Annotated in this window: 17 protein-coding genes; 6 read left to right on the top strand and 11 right to left on the bottom strand. The window is 41.4% G+C overall.

Translation table 11 applies throughout. The annotated features are described in order from the left end of the window. Positions 1-184: 184 nt before the first annotated feature. The 7 genes from BSO02S_RS09255 to BSO02S_RS09225 form a co-directional block, all read right to left on the bottom strand. Positions 185-493, bottom strand: coding sequence for a thioredoxin family protein (locus BSO02S_RS09255; protein WP_066065764.1), 309 nt, complete (start codon positions 491-493; stop codon positions 185-187). Positions 494-500: 7 nt separating this feature from the next. Further along, complete coding sequence (locus tag BSO02S_RS09250; RefSeq protein WP_066065762.1) at positions 501-857, bottom strand: toprim domain-containing protein; 357 nt, start codon at positions 855-857, stop codon at positions 501-503. A gap of 232 nt (positions 858-1,089) precedes the next feature. Beyond that, the gene (gcvH, locus tag BSO02S_RS09245) at positions 1,090-1,473 is read right to left on the bottom strand and encodes a glycine cleavage system protein GcvH (RefSeq protein ID WP_066065759.1); all 384 of its coding nucleotides are present in this window, start codon (positions 1,471-1,473) and stop codon (positions 1,090-1,092) included. A 79-nt stretch (positions 1,474-1,552) separates the two neighbouring features. Beyond that, positions 1,553-1,909, bottom strand: coding sequence for an arsenate reductase family protein (locus BSO02S_RS09240; protein ID WP_066065757.1), 357 nt, complete (start codon positions 1,907-1,909; stop codon positions 1,553-1,555). Between the two features lie 299 nt (positions 1,910-2,208). Beyond that, positions 2,209-3,993 (bottom strand): acyl-CoA dehydrogenase FadE, encoded by a 1,785-nt coding sequence (locus tag BSO02S_RS09235; protein ID WP_066065754.1) that lies wholly within the window; start codon positions 3,991-3,993, stop codon positions 2,209-2,211. Positions 3,994-4,061: 68 nt separating this feature from the next. Continuing rightward, on the bottom strand, positions 4,062-5,237 hold the full coding sequence (locus BSO02S_RS09230; protein WP_066065795.1) for an acetyl-CoA C-acetyltransferase: 1,176 nt from the start codon (positions 5,235-5,237) through the stop codon (positions 4,062-4,064). A gap of 73 nt (positions 5,238-5,310) precedes the next feature. After that, complete coding sequence (locus BSO02S_RS09225; RefSeq protein ID WP_066065751.1) at positions 5,311-7,698, bottom strand: 3-hydroxyacyl-CoA dehydrogenase/enoyl-CoA hydratase family protein; 2,388 nt, start codon at positions 7,696-7,698, stop codon at positions 5,311-5,313. A gap of 204 nt (positions 7,699-7,902) precedes the next feature. On the opposite strand from BSO02S_RS09225, the gene BSO02S_RS26290 reads away from it, so the two are divergent. The 3 genes from BSO02S_RS26290 (at position 7,903) to BSO02S_RS09215 (ending at position 8,794) form a co-directional block, all read left to right on the top strand. Beyond that, positions 7,903-8,037: a YuzL family protein gene (locus tag BSO02S_RS26290; RefSeq protein ID WP_084374963.1), complete on the top strand. Its 135-nt coding sequence runs from the start codon at positions 7,903-7,905 to the stop codon at positions 8,035-8,037. 105 nt (positions 8,038-8,142) lie between these two features. After that, entirely contained in the window at positions 8,143-8,436 is a 294-nt protein-coding gene (locus tag BSO02S_RS09220) for a hypothetical protein (RefSeq protein WP_066065748.1), read from the top strand. Between the two features lie 19 nt (positions 8,437-8,455). Then, positions 8,456-8,794, top strand: a complete 339-nt coding sequence (locus BSO02S_RS09215; RefSeq protein ID WP_066065745.1) for a spore coat protein — start codon at positions 8,456-8,458, stop codon at positions 8,792-8,794. A 62-nt stretch (positions 8,795-8,856) separates the two neighbouring features. Here BSO02S_RS09215 and BSO02S_RS09210 read toward each other — a convergent pair whose 3' ends face one another. The 3 genes from BSO02S_RS09210 to BSO02S_RS09200 form a co-directional block, all read right to left on the bottom strand. After that, the gene (locus BSO02S_RS09210) at positions 8,857-9,108 is read right to left on the bottom strand and encodes a YusU family protein (protein ID WP_066065792.1); all 252 of its coding nucleotides are present in this window, start codon (positions 9,106-9,108) and stop codon (positions 8,857-8,859) included. Positions 9,109-9,466: 358 nt separating this feature from the next. After that, positions 9,467-10,636, bottom strand: a complete 1,170-nt coding sequence (locus BSO02S_RS09205) for an FtsW/RodA/SpoVE family cell cycle protein (RefSeq protein WP_066065741.1) — start codon at positions 10,634-10,636, stop codon at positions 9,467-9,469. Positions 10,637-10,735: 99 nt separating this feature from the next. Beyond that, positions 10,736-11,494 carry a DUF4931 domain-containing protein gene (locus BSO02S_RS09200; protein WP_066065740.1) on the bottom strand — a complete coding sequence of 253 codons (759 nt, stop codon included), beginning with the start codon at positions 11,492-11,494 and terminating at the stop codon, positions 10,736-10,738. A 204-nt stretch (positions 11,495-11,698) separates the two neighbouring features. On the opposite strand from BSO02S_RS09200, the gene BSO02S_RS09195 reads away from it, so the two are divergent. After that, the gene (locus tag BSO02S_RS09195) at positions 11,699-12,481 is read left to right on the top strand and encodes an undecaprenyl-diphosphate phosphatase (protein WP_066065737.1); all 783 of its coding nucleotides are present in this window, start codon (positions 11,699-11,701) and stop codon (positions 12,479-12,481) included. A 181-nt stretch (positions 12,482-12,662) separates the two neighbouring features. Here the strand turns inward: BSO02S_RS09195 and BSO02S_RS09190 are convergent, their stop codons facing one another. After that, positions 12,663-13,325 carry an FMN-dependent NADH-azoreductase gene (locus BSO02S_RS09190; protein ID WP_066065734.1) on the bottom strand — a complete coding sequence of 221 codons (663 nt, stop codon included), beginning with the start codon at positions 13,323-13,325 and terminating at the stop codon, positions 12,663-12,665. Between the two features lie 238 nt (positions 13,326-13,563). Between BSO02S_RS09190 and BSO02S_RS09185 the strand changes: the two genes are divergently transcribed. Together BSO02S_RS09185 and BSO02S_RS09180 are read left to right on the top strand one after the other, a co-directional pair. Beyond that, the gene (locus BSO02S_RS09185) at positions 13,564-14,505 is read left to right on the top strand and encodes a helix-turn-helix transcriptional regulator (RefSeq protein WP_066065729.1); all 942 of its coding nucleotides are present in this window, start codon (positions 13,564-13,566) and stop codon (positions 14,503-14,505) included. After that, positions 14,502-15,356, top strand: a complete 855-nt coding sequence (locus BSO02S_RS09180; RefSeq protein ID WP_066065726.1) for an ABC transporter substrate-binding protein — start codon at positions 14,502-14,504, stop codon at positions 15,354-15,356. Before BSO02S_RS09185 ends, BSO02S_RS09180 begins: the two co-directional genes overlap by 4 nt. Positions 15,357-15,395: the final 39 nt, after the last annotated feature.

The raw sequence follows: 15,395 nt of genomic DNA, 5'->3' as shown, positions 1-15,395 counted from the left end.
CACTCTGGATTCTCCACAGTGCCCGGGTGCGGCTTTTTTTGGCATCGACGGGCACTCTGGGCTTTTCACAATGCCCAAGCGGGGCTTTTTTTGACCTTGACGGGCACTCTTAGGCCCTCCACTTAGTAATCGTACGATGAAGCCACAAAATTCCTTACAAAAAGCAGATGCTCTCCGCATCTGCTTAAGCTAAATAGTATTTGATTTTCTCAAGTAAAAAGGGAACTGAATGAAAAGCATATAGCGTTTCTTTTACCATGCCTTCTTGTACAAATAATAGACAGGGAACACTTTCTATAGCAAATTTTCCAGCAAGATCAGGATAAAAGTTCAGGTTCATTTTCCCCATCTTAATATCTACCAGTTCCTCAATAACCTGCAGCATCCTTGATGCAACTTGGCAGGTGCCGCATAGAGGCGTATAAAAATATATCAGGCCGCTTTCCTGTTCATCGAGGAATGTTTCTACATCATTTCGATTCCATTTGTTCATATACTCATTAACCCATTTCTAAATACTCAGAATGAACATCAATATTTGCCCCGAGGAGAACGGTCGCCAGATGGTGCACTGGTGCGGTCGCTACCTCGCGATACATCCGATCAATATATAAATGCTCAGCATCTGGAAACTCCCGTTTAAACCGCTTGCGCAGCTTTTCACCGGCTTTATCAGCATCAACAAGAATATAGACATCCTTGTCTTCGAGAAATTCAATCAATTCATCTAATTTTGTAAAACTAATGGTTCCGTTTGTACAAATAATCTCAACCGGTTCCTTTACAATTTTCTTCACTTTTATTTTATCCGACTTTCCTTCGACAATAAGAACTTTGTCAACATACGAATCATTCATATCCATCACCTGTATTAGAAGTTGTTTATGTTAACATATTCTAAAATATTGATTACGTGTGCCTTCTTCTTAGTATGTTAACCATATCATTATTGTCATTGTAAAAATAGGGATTTGTTTATAGACTGCAGCTACTTCCCTCATCGTTTTATTATAGACTCCCCTAAAATAGTCGAAGAAGAAGTGGTAATTTAAGAGAAAAAGCACCCATTAGGTGCCTTTTCCGGATTAATTAGTCTTCTTTAGTCATTTCTTCATACTGTTCAGCAGTCATTAGCTTGTCTACTTCGCTGCTATCCGAAAGTTCAATCACAACCATCCACGCTTTTTCATATGGTGATTCGTTAACAAATTCGGGGCTGTCGCTTAAATCTTCGTTCACTTCTACCACTTTACCGCTTACTGGGGCATATAGCTCAGAAACTGTTTTAACAGATTCCACACTGCCAAATGGTTCGTCAGCGGAAATTTCATCGCCCACTTCTGGGAGCTCAACAAAAACGATATCCCCTAATTCATGCTGTGCAAAGTCAGTAATCCCAACGCGCACTCTTTCCCCTTCAACTTTTACCCATTCGTGTTCTTCAGAATAACGTAATTCTTTTGGTGTACTCATTAGCAAAAACCTCCATTTTTTTTCTAAAAATTTATCATCGAAATAAATCGATTTCTATGAGTAAATATTGAAGAGCAGGTTACAGCCACATTTTCTCAAACTCTTCTTCTTTAAAACCAACTGTGACACGTTCTCCATTCGTTAAAATCGGCCGTTTGATTAACATACCATCAGATGCAAGTAAATCTAGCAGTTCATCATCTGTTGCAGACTTTATCGTATCCTTTATCCCTAATTCGCGATATTTCAAACCGCTGGTATTAAAGAATTTCTTTAACTCTAGTCCACTTTTTTGATAAAATCCCTGCAATTCCTCCCGAGTTGGAGGGTGATCTACAATATGTATTTCATTATAAGAAAGATGTTGTGCATCCAGCCATTTCTTTGCGTTTCGACATGTGCCACATTTCGGATACCAGTAAAAAGTCAGAGACATTCATTTCACCGCCTTTTACCAAAAAAATCAATGACTTACAATTTAAATTTTAACATAACGTTTTTCAAAATCCTAACGTAAAAATATCTATACTGTGAAAGATTCGACGAATTTCGTGAAAATCCTTCCATATCACAGTAATTATTTTTATAAAGAAAAATCGCCGATTGGCGAAGAAAGAGGCGTAGTTGAACTTATTCGAAATAGGAAAGTATAAACTGCCGAAGAAAGTTTATACTTTCCTATTCGCTAAAAAGAAGGGCCCCTTCACAGTAGAAGGGAACCCAGGCTAAGTTTTATTAAACAATATAACGTTCAGCTTCAATCACTACGTCGGCAGCTTCCCGTTTTTTCGCAATCACGTTGATTGGTGAGTGACGGGTAAATTTGCGAAGTGATGACAACATCATACGAAGAGTGTCGCCCACTTCAACAGCCACTAATGTTTCTTTTGCATCTGCCTCTATTTTATTAAAGGCTTCTTGACAGAAGATTTGCGTATATAGAAGCTTTTGATTATTCTTTTCTTGGCCATCTTTTGCAATCGCTTTTTCTGTGCGTAGAACAACGGATTCCATTGCATATACGTTGGAAGCGATATCGGCAATATTAGCAAGGATTTCTTGCTCTTTTTCAAGCGCTTTGCCGAATTTTTGCGCAGCTAAACCAGCCGCTAATAAGCCGATTTTCTTCGCGTTTTTAACAAGATATTTTTCTTGGGCAAGCGGCTCATCGCCAGGATCTTCCGGCATTAACATCATTAGTTCTTCTTGAAGGGCCATTGCTTTTTGGAACAATGGAAGCTCACCTTTAAACGCCTTTTTCAAGAATGTTCCTGGAACAAGAAGGCGATTGATTTCGTTTGTTCCTTCAAAGATTCGGTTAATACGGGAATCACGGTAAGCTCTTTCAATTGGATATTCCTGCATAAATCCATAACCGCCGTGAATTTGCACGCCTTCATCAACAACATAATCCAATACTTCACTGGCAAAGAATTTATTGACGGAGCACTCAATCGCATATTCAGCAATCGATTCAGCAACCTTTTTAATATCTTTTGCATCTTCAGAAGAAAGCTTGCCTTGGTTATCCTCATACAATCCAACCGTACGGTAGACAGAGCTTTCGGCAGCATAAATTTTGGATGCCATGGTACCAAACTTTTCTTTCGTTAAATTGAATTGTGAAATTGGCGTTTTGAATTGTTGGCGTCCATTGGCATATTTAACCGTCATTTCAAAGGCCGATTTGGCACCGCCAACGCCGCCGACTGCTAATTTATAACGTCCGATGTTTAAGATGTTAAAGGCAATAACATGGCCGCGGCCGAAATCACCTAATAGATTTTCGACAGGAACAGGAACGTCTTCTAAAATAAGTGTACGAGTGGAAGAACTCTTAATCCCCATTTTCTTCTCTTCTGCACCCGTAGATACGCCAGAGAATTCTCTTTCAACAATGAACGCTGTGAAATGCTCGCCATCAACTTTTGCATAAACCACAAAGACATCTGCAAAGCCGGCATTTGTGATCCACTGCTTTTCGCCATTGAGGATATAGTGAGTACCTTCCGCATTTAATTTTGCCGTTGTTCTGGCGCCAAGGGCATCTGAACCTGAGCCCGGCTCAGTTAAGGCGTAAGCAGCAAGCTTTTGACCTGATGCCAGTGCCGGTAAATACTTTTTCTTTTGCTCTTCATTTCCGAATAAAACGATTGGCAGGGAGCCGATTCCAACATGTGCCCCGTGTGAAAGGGAGAATCCGCCGGCTTTTGCCATTTTTTCCGTAAGTAGTGATGAAGTAATTTTATCTAAGCCGAGACCATCGTACTCTTCAGGGACATCAGCTGCTAAAAGACCCAGTTCCCCGGCATGCTTTAACAGCTTTACCGTACGTTCAAATTCATGCTTTTCTAAATACTCGAGCTGTGGAAGGACTTCTTTTTCAACAAAATCTTCTGCCGTTTTAGCAATCATTAAATGCTCTTCTGAAAAATCCTCAGGTGTTAACACACGATCGTAAGAAATATCTTCAACTAAAAAGCTTCCGCCTTTAATGGTCTTTTTCGTTTGGTTTGTCATGCAATTTCCTCCTAATCTTCTATTCTTGCTAGGGGACATAACTTTCTGCCTGCCCCCTCGTTATTTAACTAAAGTAATTCAAATACTCCGGCCGCACCCATACCGCCGCCGATACACATGGTAACGACACCAAATTGCTCGTTCCTGCGTTTTAATTCATGAATAAGCGACAAAGTCAGCTTGGCACCAGTACAACCAAGCGGGTGTCCTAGGGCAATCGCACCGCCATTTACGTTAACGATTTCATCATTAAGCCCTAATTCACGAATGACTTGCAGTGATTGTGAAGCAAACGCTTCATTCAATTCGAATAAGTTAATATCGGATAATTCTAAGCCAGCAAGTTTAACTGCTTTCGGAATCGCAACAACTGGGCCGACACCCATGATTTCCGGGGGAACGCCGCCAACAGCAAACGATCTAAATTTAGCTAACGGCTTAAGGCCAAGTGCTTCAGCCTTTTCACGGTCCATGACCAACAAGGCAGCCGCCCCATCACTTGTTTGTGAGGCATTTCCGGCCGTTACCGAACCAGTTACAGAAAAGGCTGGGCGCAGCTTTCCTAATGTTTGCAGATTTGTATCGGGACGAACTCCTTCGTCTTGTGAAAATTGAATTGTTTTTTCAATGAGTTTATTGTCGCTTCCGACTGTACGGATGGTTACATCGACTGGAACAATTTCATCGACGAATTTCCCTTCGGCAATCGCTTTGAATGCACGTTGGTGACTTCTTACCGCAAAGGCGTCTTGATCTTCGCGGGAAATGCCGTACTTTTTCGCTACTTCTTCCGCGGTATGACCCATGCCCATATAATATTGCGGGGCTGTTTCGGCTAGTTTAATATTGGGACGAACGACATGCCCCATCATTGGAATCAAGCTCATTGATTCTGCTCCACCGGCAATCGCCGTGTCTGTGTGACCAAGCATGATACCTTGCGCTGCATAGGCAATCGCCTGCAGACCTGACGAACAAAAACGATTGACGGTGATGGCCGGGACCGTATAGGGAAGTCCTGCCAAGGCCCCGATGTTGCGGGCCATATTATTTCCCTGCTCCGCTTCAGGCATCGCGCAGCCCATAATTAAATCATCAATAGTACCTTCGTAATTTCCTGCACGCTTTAATGTTTCCCTTACCACCAATGCTCCCAAATCATCAGGGCGAACATGGGCAAGCGTACCTTTCTTCGCTTTACCAACCGGGGTCCGGGCTCCGGCTACGATTACCGCTTCTCTCATGCAAGTTCCCTCGCTTTCTTTCAAGTTTAAAAAATACGAATCTATTTTTGTTAAGGGGTCTGACCCCATGCAATTAGTTTCTTAACGGTTTCCCCTTAACAAGCATATGCTGCATGCGCTGTTGCGATTTCGGCTCAGCAATTAGGCTTAGGAAAGCTTCCCTTTCCAAATCCAATAAATACTGTTCATCCACTTCTGTTCCGAATGGCACTTTGCCCCCGGCAATCACATAGGCAATCTTCTTGGCAATTTTCAGGTCATGCTCGGAAATATAGCCGGATAAACGCATCGCTTCCGCACCAAGTAACAGGGTCGCGTAGCCGGTTTCACCAACGACTGGTACCTTCTTGCGCACCTTTGCCTTATATCCTTGTTGGTGTAAAGCAAGGACAACCTGCTTCGCATCATAGAGCTGGTGATCGCCATTTACACTGATTCCATCCCCGCTATCTAAGAAATTGTTCTCACGCGCTTCTTCACCCGACGTAGAAACTTTTGCGGTCGCAATCGTTTCAAACACTTTATTAGCAACATTTTGCAGATCAAACGGGACACCGTTTGGAAGGTTTTCTAAATGCTTCATGTAAAGCTCTTTGTTTCCGCCGCCTCCTGGAAGTAAGCCGACACCGACTTCGACTAGACCCATATACGTTTCGGCAGATGCCTGAATGTGAGCCGCCGGTAAACAAACCTCTGCTCCGCCGCCGAGTGTCATTCCAAATGGTGCGGCGACAACCGGCTTCGAGCTGTATTTCACTTTCAATAATGCACTGTGAAGGTGACGAACAATCATGTCAAGCTCGTAAATATTGTCATCCTGCACTTCCATCAGCATCATCGCCAGGTTCGCACCGACGCAGAAGTTCTTTCCTTGGTTGCCGATGACAAGGCCTTTATAGTTTTTCTCGACTTCATCGACTGCAAAATTAATCATTTGCACAATATCAAGCCCAATCGCATTGCTTGGTGAATGGAATTCTAAGAGAGCAACGCCATCACCTATATCAATTAAACTCGCACCGCTGTTTTTTTTAATTACACCTTTTTGCTTCTTTACTTTTTTAAGATCAATCACCTTTGGATTAAATTCAACCAATTTATATTCACCGTGGTCATAGAAGTAGAGCTCGCCGTTTTCTTCCTTATAGAAAGAGGTAAAGCCCTTCTCAAGCATTTCCGTCACCCAAGCAGGAACTTCGCCGCCGGCTTCTTTAATCTTTTGAACGGATTTCTCGACGCCAATCGCATCCCATGTTTCAAAAGGACCCATTTCCCAGCCAAAGCCCCATTTCATCGCACGGTCGATAGCTAAGATATCATCAGCAATCCCGCCTAACAATTGTGCTGAATAGACAAGCGATGGATTTAAGGTATTCCATAAAAATTGTCCGGCACGATCATTCGTATAAACAAGCGCTTTCAATTTATTGGCGGTACCTTTTTCCTGCTTGCTCATTTCGGTTGCAGTCGTCGTCAGCTTTTTCCGCGGGCCATATTCTAATGTATTGGGATCTAATTCAAGAATTTCTTTGCCTTTTTTCAAAAAGAAGCCTTGTCCGGATTTGCTTCCAAGCCAGCCTTTTTCAAGCATGGCTTTCATAAATGCCGGTACTTCGAAGACTTCCTTCTCTTTCCCTGCTACTTGTTCATAAACGTTGTTAGCCACATGCGCGAATGTATCTAATCCAACGACATCAAGCGTTCTGAAGGTAGCACTTTTTGGACGGCCTACTAATGGTCCCGTGATGGAATCAATTTCGCCAACACTGTAGCCGCCTTTTAACATTTCTTGAACGGTAACAAGCAGGCCATACGTCCCAATTCGGTTCGCAATAAAGTTTGGAGTATCCTTCGCTTGAACGACGCCTTTACCTAAGACATCCTCACCAAAAGTTTTTATAAAAGAGAGAACTTCTGGTGCCGTATATTGAGTTGGAATCACTTCGAGCAATTTTAAATAGCGCGGCGGATTAAAGAAGTGCGTTCCAAGAAAGTGCTTTTTAAAATCATCGGAACGACCCTCAACCATTGCTTCCACTGAGATTCCGGATGTGTTCGAGCTGATAATGCTGCCTAGTTTACGGTATTGGTCAACTTTTTCAAAAACCTGCTTCTTGACGGCTAAGTTTTCAACAACGACTTCAATTACCCAGTCGACATCTTTTAGTTTTACTAAATCATCTTCTAGGTTCCCTGCTTCAATCAGTGCTAAATTCTTTTTAACAGCCAATGGCGCCGGCTTTTGTTTCAATAATTTTTGGATGGATGCAGTGCTGATACGATTGCGCACCTGTTTATCTGCTAATGTCAGTCCTTTTGCCTCTTCTTCTTTGGTAAGTTCACGTGGCACGATATCCAATAATAGTGTTGGAATGCCGATATTTGCTAGGTGGGCAGCAATTCCCGACCCCATGACTCCGGATCCCAAGACAGCTGCTTTTTTTATCAATTGCTTCAACATTGTCTCCCCCTTCAAACTTTGAATGAATACTCATTCATTTTTTTGTCAAAAAAAATTAACAAATGAATGAGTTCTGTTACTTCTTACTATAAAATATTTTGAAAATTTGTGCAATCAATAAACGCGGAAAATTGAAATTTTTTGAAAAATAATTCTTTAAATAATTCTCTTTAAATGGGTAACCTATTAGTTGAGGTGATAATTATGGCTAAAATGAAGAAAGACCCTTCTAAGGCTGGAGTAAGTGCGGCAAGTGTGAAGGGCGATGCCGGCCCAACTGTCGAAGGTGATGGCGGCGGCAAAAGAAACAGCCAAAATAATCAATTTAAGAAGAGGTAAGAACACAGGCTGAACTGTTCAGCCTGTTTCTTATTTTTGCATAAAAATTCCTATTTGAGAGACCCTATAGTCGTAAAGATAACATTGAAACAGGAGGGTTAATCTATGCAGCAACAAAATATGAATTTGCCAAACATGAACATGCAAAACCAACAAATGAAGATGCAGCAGCCGCCAGGGGTTATTTCAACAAAGGATTCTCTTTATTTAACCGATATGATGTCATGGAATTTACTATCTGCAAAAAAGGCCCATTTCTTCGCTGGGCAATGTCAGGATCCCGAGTTAAAAGCGGAGGCAGAAAAAGTCGGCCAAATGCACCAACGCCATTACCAGCAGCTGCTTAATCACCTTGGTCATCACGCGAGCCAGCAACAGCCTTTAAATAATATGCAATAGGAGAAGGAGATAATTTTCAATGAACCAAAACCAACAAAAGATTCAAAACCCTGAGACACAAGTTCCGAAAACCCCACAAATGAACGAGCGCGATTTCATTAATGATTTACTGACAACGGAAAAATACATGACCACATCCTATAACATGGCTTTGCATGAAGCTAGCCATCAAGGACTATATCAGGACATCATGCAGATTTTTACGGAAACCGAGCAATGCCAGCGTAATCTATATGACCTGATGTTCCGAAAAGGCTGGTATTCAATCGAAGCAGCCGAGCAACAGAAGCTGCAGCAATCCTATCAGCAGTTCCAGGGGTATACGAACCAGTTTCCGAATGGCGGAACACTGCAATAACAATCACGACAAAACCCGGTGGCTTTTCGATTGCCTCCGGGTTTTTATTTAAATCATAAAGTTTATTTCTGCGCTGAATTTCGATGCTGTTCATTCAGCTGTTTAATTTCATTAATCATTTGCTTCATTTCTTCCCTTGCTTTAGGGTAAAGTCCAGTCCAATGGTTGATTAACGCCGGCATCGACTTGGCAATATGCGAGTACAACGCCCATGCCTTCACCTTTTCCTTTGTTTCATCGCTAGATTCTCCAACTAATAGTTCACTATATTTCTCAAGCAAAGCTTCGAACTGATCCACAAATGCTTTCTCCATCATGACACCTTCCATCCTTGGGTAAATGCGTGCATGGAACAGGTCTTGCAGCGCTTACCTGCTGGCACCTGGTGAGAAAAGTAGCAGGTCTTTCTTACTCTAATCTCATCATCCCATTCTTCCATCTTAAGTTCTGTTTCATATGTCTAGAATATGTAGGCAGCAATATTTTCCTACTAAATTAATTATACCTTTTTATGATTGTTTCTAGCAGCGATTCTGCTCTTTTTGGCACGGCTGGGTCCTCTCGCCTGGGGATTCCGCCAACTTTAGCAGGAATTCCGCCAATCTTCACTTCGATTCCGCCAAACCCATAAAGCAAAAAAAGAGCGAAAACCCATTCGCTCTTTTTTCATTGTTAGGCTGTTGTCGAAAACATATATTTTTTATAATGGTAACGAATCGAAAAGATTAATCCCAGTCCCATCATGTTCCCCATTAACGCACTGCCTCCATAGCTGATAAACGGCAGTGGAATACCCGTGATTGGCAGAACGCCAATCGTCATGCCGATATTTTGAAAGACGTGGAAGGTAATCATGCTGATGACGCCGACACAAATATACGTATAGAAGTTATTCTTTGTTTCCATACCAACCTTTGTAATATGGTAAATCAATAAGAAAAATATGCTAATTAATATACTTGCACCAATAAAACCATATTCCTCGCCAATGACACTGAAGATAAAATCCGTTTGACTTTCTGGTAAATAAACTTCGCGGTTTCCTAGTCCTTTACCGCCAGTTTGGCCGGAGCCGATGGCAAGCAGGGATTTTGTCAGCTGATAGGCGTCTGTGCCCTGGTAACTATAAGGATCAAGCCATGAATAAATCCGACGGAGTTGATAATCTCCCACCCCAAAATACTTTGCCAAAAAATCTGGGTTCCAAAGAACAAAATAAAAAACAGTTCCAATAAGCGCAATTCCCACTGAAAACATGGGCACAAGTAGTTTCCATGAAATACCGGAGATAAAAATCATCCCTACTAAAATCGCTAGGAAAACAAGCGCAGTTCCTAAATCCTGCTTGACAATAAGTAATAATGGAAACATTGTGACCATCCCCATCTTGACCAAAAGCCAAAGATCGGATTGAATCGTCTTTACCAGGTTTTTTTGATGATGTTTGTCAATGACCCATGCAAGACCTAAGATAATAAATATTTTCATAAACTCTGAAGGCTGTATAGAACCGATCTTAGGAAGCACAAACCAGTTTTTCGCTCCATTAATCACTGGAGCGATGCTTTCAGGTGCAACAATTAAGAATCCCAATAGAAAAATTCCAAAACCATAGGTGTACCAGGTAATCTTACGTAACTGATCCGAATCAAGGGTCATTACGACTCCAATAATAACGCAGCCGACCACATACCAACCAATTTGGTAAACCAAAAAGTTTCGATCGTATTGACCACTTTGTTGGGCACTATATATGGCTAAACAGCTCGCCAAAAATAGAAGTAATAATATAAGAACAAGACTGTAATCCAGTTTAGAAGTTGTATTGTTATTTGAAGTCATTTCGGTTCCACCTTACTAAGAACTTGTACATTACTCCATTATATTTTTAAAAACAATAAATCACAACTTATAAACAGCGAATGGTTTATTTTACATGCCTTAATAATAAATTCGCTTTACCTCCTCCGCCATCCACTCCAGATTATTAGGTACCTGGGGAATGCCGTATCCGATATACAACGGGGTCGTGACAAACCTTGAGACCACTTTTGCATAGATTTTATTATCAATATGATGGAAAAAGAGATTATAACTCGTTGCCTTGAATGGAAAATGGTTGAGGATATAATGAACAGCTATTTGCAAGTATTCTGAAAAACCTTCTTGATAGCTGGAATCTTCCATCTCAATATTAAACTCATAGAAGCCAACGCGCGGCTTTGTCGAGAGCGTAAACCGGACACTATCTTTTTCAGCAATCACAATCCCGTTAAACATTTCATGGCTGTCCCTTTCCTTATAATCAATATCATCTAAGCCAATAATCTGCATATGTGGATGGGCAAGCGTGCCCCCTGATAATGGACCATGATTTTTGAAAAAAATAACCGATCGATAGCGGCCGGTTTCCTCCAGGTCTAACCAATGCTTGATCCCAAACCTAATCAGTCTATGTAGATGCTCTTTTGGATAGGTCGAGAGTTCACCATGGCAATCGTCCGTTTCAATTAACACGGTTTGATAAGCATTTTCTAAAACAGGGTATTTATTCTTCAAAAGAATAATCGGACCATCGACAGCAATGAGGTCGGTAAGCTGATCTCGTTCGCAAAAAGGACAGGCCTGTTGTTTGTTTCGAATATTTTCCGGCTTTTTGATGCCAATAGATGTATTAAAGTGCAGATGGGAATTTTCCACACGCGTTTCTCCTCTCCAAAACTGATATGGCGCTCCGCCCCTTTTCCAAAGTGGGTATATTTCTATTTTATGGGAGGATGCGTTGGATTTGCACTTATTTTGTTTTATTAATTTCATCGGTAAATCAAAGCCTCATTAAATAGTTACATTTTGCATATATTTAAATGTACAGGCTTATCATTACGTTAGAATGAGAGGGACTTTATGTTAACAAAACTGGAAGCACTTATTCTCGGAATTATCCAAGGTTTAACGGAATTTTTGCCGATTAGCAGTACGGGACATCTTTATTTAGGAAGGAATTTATTTGGCTTGCAGGAAGCGGGTCTCCTGCTTGATACGATGCTTCATGTCGGCACATTACTGGCTGTGTTTGTATTTTATAAGGATGAATTTATAAAAATTATTAAAAATCCATTTAGTAAATTAACGTTTTTATTGATCGTTGGGACGGTTCCTGCCGTTATCTTTGGGCTCGCATTTAAAGATTATATTGAAGGGATTTCAAAGACAGGGGTGACAATTGGCTGGGAGTTTCTAATCACCGGGGTCTTCCTGTGGCTCGCTGATTCGGCAAAAAATGGCTATAAGAAAATGGACGAGATTAGCTATAAGGATGCGCTAATCATTGGTACTTTTCAGGCGGTGGCGATTATGCCAGCGATTTCCCGCTCCGGGATGACGATTGTTGCCGCGCTTTGGCGAAAATTGGACAGGGAAACGGCTGCCTACTTTTCCTTCTTATTGTCAACACCAGCAATTGCTGGTGCGATTGTCCTGCAAACGAAGGATTTACTTGGCGGTGCTGGGGAGGAAATCTCTTTATCGGCCTTGCTCGTCGCGATTGCCGCTTCTGGCGTCTTCGGTTATATCGCTGTCAAATGGATGATTGGTTACTTAAAGAACCATTCGTTAAAACCGTTTGCTGTTTATGTCTGGGTGTTAGGTTTGGCCGTGTTATTTTTTCAGTTTACGGGTAAATTCTAGCAGGTGCGGATATGGAAAAATCGATTCGCAAGTAAAAGCATGAAATTCGCGAGTAACGGGGTTAAATTCGCGAGTAAAGGTGGAGAATTCGCGAGTAAAGCCGCTAAATTCGCGAGTAAAAGAAATGTTATCTCCAATTTGGGTACTAAAAAGCGACTCGAAGGACTCGAGTCGCTCTTTTTTATAGTGTAACCGTCTGTTTTGCCATACTTCTAGCGGCTTCTGCTGCTTGTTCCTTTGCTTTTGCCATAATTTCCGGTACCATTTTTGGAAAATGGTCCATTCCTTCGGCAAAAACAGTATCCATTAAATCAAAGCCTAGGAACTCTAGTGCTTTTCTTAAATAACGGTCGCCGGATTCAAACTCAACCATGGGGCCGGTAGAATAAATGCCGCCGCGCGTTTGAATATGAATCGCCTTTCTTCCGGTAAGCAGTCCTTTAGGTCCCGCTTCAGTGTTCGTAAACGTCTTTTCCGCAATAAATAAACAATCCATAAACGATTTTAAAATAGCTGGCGCGCCAAGATTCCAAATTGGTGTGACAAACACATAATAATCAGCGGCGATAAAGCGGTCGGCCAGTGCATGCATTTTTTCAAGCTTTGTCCGCTCGGCTTCAGAAAGCTGCTCCTTTGTGTAGCCCATAAAGGATAATTTGGCTCGCCCATATAATAGGTCCATATCGATTTCCGGGATATCCATATCATATAAGTGCATGTGCTCAATTTCCACATCCGGTTGAATTGTTTTGAACTCGTTTAAAAATACTTCGCCAATCTGCATTCCTCTTGAAAGTTTCGAATCAGGTTTTGGATTGGCCGTTATATAAATTAACTTTGACATGTAGATCCCTTCCCTTTACCGACAATTTTCTTCTCTACTACTATACTACATCAATCATACTTGCTCACAATTGAACAAAAGGTGAAGTTTGTGAAATTACTGTGAATTCCACCCTACCACTTTGAACAATTCATGACAATTCCAGACAAAACTAAATGAAACTTAACAAAACTTAACAAAAATCACATTCTATGTGGTATTCTTTTTATAAAATAAAATGGAAAAAGGAGGTTAATGTATGGAGAAAAAGGCTTATACACCAGATGAAGTAGCGCAAATTTTTCAAATCTCAAAGCATACTGTTTATGAGCTGATAAAACGCGGCGAGCTTCAGGCCTTTAAAATCGGCAATAAAATGCGCATTGAACATGCCGAGCTGGAGCGATTTAAGGAGAACACGAAAGCCCCGGCAAAAAAAAATCCGCTGACACAGACTGGTACTGCCAATAATGGGCCCAGCTTGATTCGTCTTTCCGGCAGCCATGATTTTCTTGTCGAACATTTTGTCAAACAGGCAGCTGGTGCCTTAAACCGGCAAATTCAACCTACTTTTATCGGCAGTCTTGAAGGCTTAATGATGCTTTACCGCGGGCAATGCGATATTGCCGCGATTCATCTATTGGATCCGACATCCCAAGAGTATAATCTGCCATTTATCCATCAGCTGTTTGTTTATGAATCGATTTTGGTGCTTAGATTGGCGGCAAGAGAGCAAGGCTTCATTATCGCGAAGGGCAATCCGAAAAACATTCATGATTTTACCGATCTTACGAGAAAAGATGTTCAATTTATTAACCGTCAAAAAGGAGCGGGTACCCGCTTTTTACTAGACTCCAAGCTCGCTAGCTTTGGGATTAATCCTAGTAACATTAACGGATACGGCACGGAGGAATGGAATCATTTGTCCGCAGCTTCGTACATAAGCAGAGGAATGGCCGATGTCACCTTTGGGATCCAATCTGCGGCAAGCCACTTAGGGCTTGATTTTGTGCCCGTGGCTAAAGAACATTTTGATCTTGTTTTCCGTTTTACCGATGAAAACAAACAGAGTTTAACTGACTTGATCCATTACTTGCAATCTGCCAGCTTCAAAGACAGCTTAACAGATTTAGAAGGATATTCTATACAAGATTTAGGAAAAATAATCTATCAAACTAGTCAAACGGAGGAACTCGTATGAGAAAAAATCGCTTATTTATCGCCCTATTTGCTTTTATGCTCCTAGTTTTATCAGCCTGTGGAAATTCCGACACAAAGGATGCAGCCGCAAAACAGAAAAAAGCAGAACCAACATCAATGATTCTTGCAACAACAACAAGTACACAGGACAGCGGTTTATTAGATGTGTTAATTCCGATGTTTGAAAAGGAAAATAATGTAAAGGTTAAAACGATTGCTGTTGGTACAGGCCAAGCATTAGAAATGGGCACAAAAGGTGAAGCCGATGCCCTTCTTGTTCATGCTCCGGCAGCAGAAAAGGCCGTAGTCGATGCCGGTGATGCGATTAACTACAAACGCGTGATGTACAATGACTTTATTTTAGTAGGACCAAAGGATAATCCAGCAGCTGTCAGCGGTGATGACATCAATGCAGCATTTAAAAAATTGGCTGATGCGAAATCTTCATTTATTTCCCGCGGTGACGATTCTGGCACAAATAAAAAAGAACTTGGGATTTGGACAGCTGCTAATATTAAGCCAGCTGGTGATTGGTATGTCTCCACGGGTCAAGGAATGGGACAAACTCTGCAAGTGGCAGCTGAGAAAAAAGGGTACGTTCTAACAGACCGTGCAACATGGCTTGCCCAATCGAAAAATTTAGACACTCTTCAAATCGTCGTTGAAGGCGGCAAGGATTTAATGAATATCTATCATGTTATGCAGGTAAATCCTGAAAAACATGATAAGGTTAATAGTAAAGATGCTCAAAAATTTGTAGAATTTATGATAGATAGTAAGACACAAGAAGTAATTGAAAACTTCGGTAAAAAGGAATATGGTCAGTCATTATTCACTAAATACACGGAATAGATTGTAATCTGACAGGGGCTCCATTTGCGGGATTCCTGC

Source organism: Neobacillus soli NBRC 102451 (assembly GCF_001591665.1).
Taxonomy (GTDB): domain Bacteria; phylum Bacillota; class Bacilli; order Bacillales; family Cytobacillaceae; genus Neobacillus; species Neobacillus soli.
Note: the sequence above shows the minus strand (reverse complement) of the source record. Positions and strands in the feature narration are given on the sequence as shown.

What these genes read in the sequence shown, in the direction of transcription:
- BSO02S_RS09255 (WP_066065764.1), bottom strand. Translation starts at nt 493, where the DNA reads ATGAACAAATGGAATCGAAATGATGTAGAAACATTCCTCGATGAACAG.
- BSO02S_RS09250 (WP_066065762.1), bottom strand. Translation starts at nt 857, where the DNA reads ATGAATGATTCGTATGTTGACAAAGTTCTTATTGTCGAAGGAAAGTCG.
- gcvH (WP_066065759.1), bottom strand. Translation starts at nt 1,473, where the DNA reads ATGAGTACACCAAAAGAATTACGTTATTCTGAAGAACACGAATGGGTA.
- BSO02S_RS09240 (WP_066065757.1), bottom strand. Translation starts at nt 1,909, where the DNA reads ATGTCTCTGACTTTTTACTGGTATCCGAAATGTGGCACATGTCGAAAC.
- BSO02S_RS09235 (WP_066065754.1), bottom strand. Translation starts at nt 3,993, where the DNA reads ATGACAAACCAAACGAAAAAGACCATTAAAGGCGGAAGCTTTTTAGTT.
- BSO02S_RS09230 (WP_066065795.1), bottom strand. Translation starts at nt 5,237, where the DNA reads ATGAGAGAAGCGGTAATCGTAGCCGGAGCCCGGACCCCGGTTGGTAAA.
- BSO02S_RS09225 (WP_066065751.1), bottom strand. Translation starts at nt 7,698, where the DNA reads ATGTTGAAGCAATTGATAAAAAAAGCAGCTGTCTTGGGATCCGGAGTC.
- BSO02S_RS26290 (WP_084374963.1), top strand. Translation starts at nt 7,903, where the DNA reads ATGGCTAAAATGAAGAAAGACCCTTCTAAGGCTGGAGTAAGTGCGGCA.
- BSO02S_RS09220 (WP_066065748.1), top strand. Translation starts at nt 8,143, where the DNA reads ATGCAGCAACAAAATATGAATTTGCCAAACATGAACATGCAAAACCAA.
- BSO02S_RS09215 (WP_066065745.1), top strand. Translation starts at nt 8,456, where the DNA reads ATGAACCAAAACCAACAAAAGATTCAAAACCCTGAGACACAAGTTCCG.
- BSO02S_RS09210 (WP_066065792.1), bottom strand. Translation starts at nt 9,108, where the DNA reads ATGGAGAAAGCATTTGTGGATCAGTTCGAAGCTTTGCTTGAGAAATAT.
- BSO02S_RS09205 (WP_066065741.1), bottom strand. Translation starts at nt 10,636, where the DNA reads ATGACTTCAAATAACAATACAACTTCTAAACTGGATTACAGTCTTGTT.
- BSO02S_RS09195 (WP_066065737.1), top strand. Translation starts at nt 11,699, where the DNA reads ATGTTAACAAAACTGGAAGCACTTATTCTCGGAATTATCCAAGGTTTA.
- BSO02S_RS09190 (WP_066065734.1), bottom strand. Translation starts at nt 13,325, where the DNA reads ATGTCAAAGTTAATTTATATAACGGCCAATCCAAAACCTGATTCGAAA.
- BSO02S_RS09185 (WP_066065729.1), top strand. Translation starts at nt 13,564, where the DNA reads ATGGAGAAAAAGGCTTATACACCAGATGAAGTAGCGCAAATTTTTCAA.
- BSO02S_RS09180 (WP_066065726.1), top strand. Translation starts at nt 14,502, where the DNA reads ATGAGAAAAAATCGCTTATTTATCGCCCTATTTGCTTTTATGCTCCTA.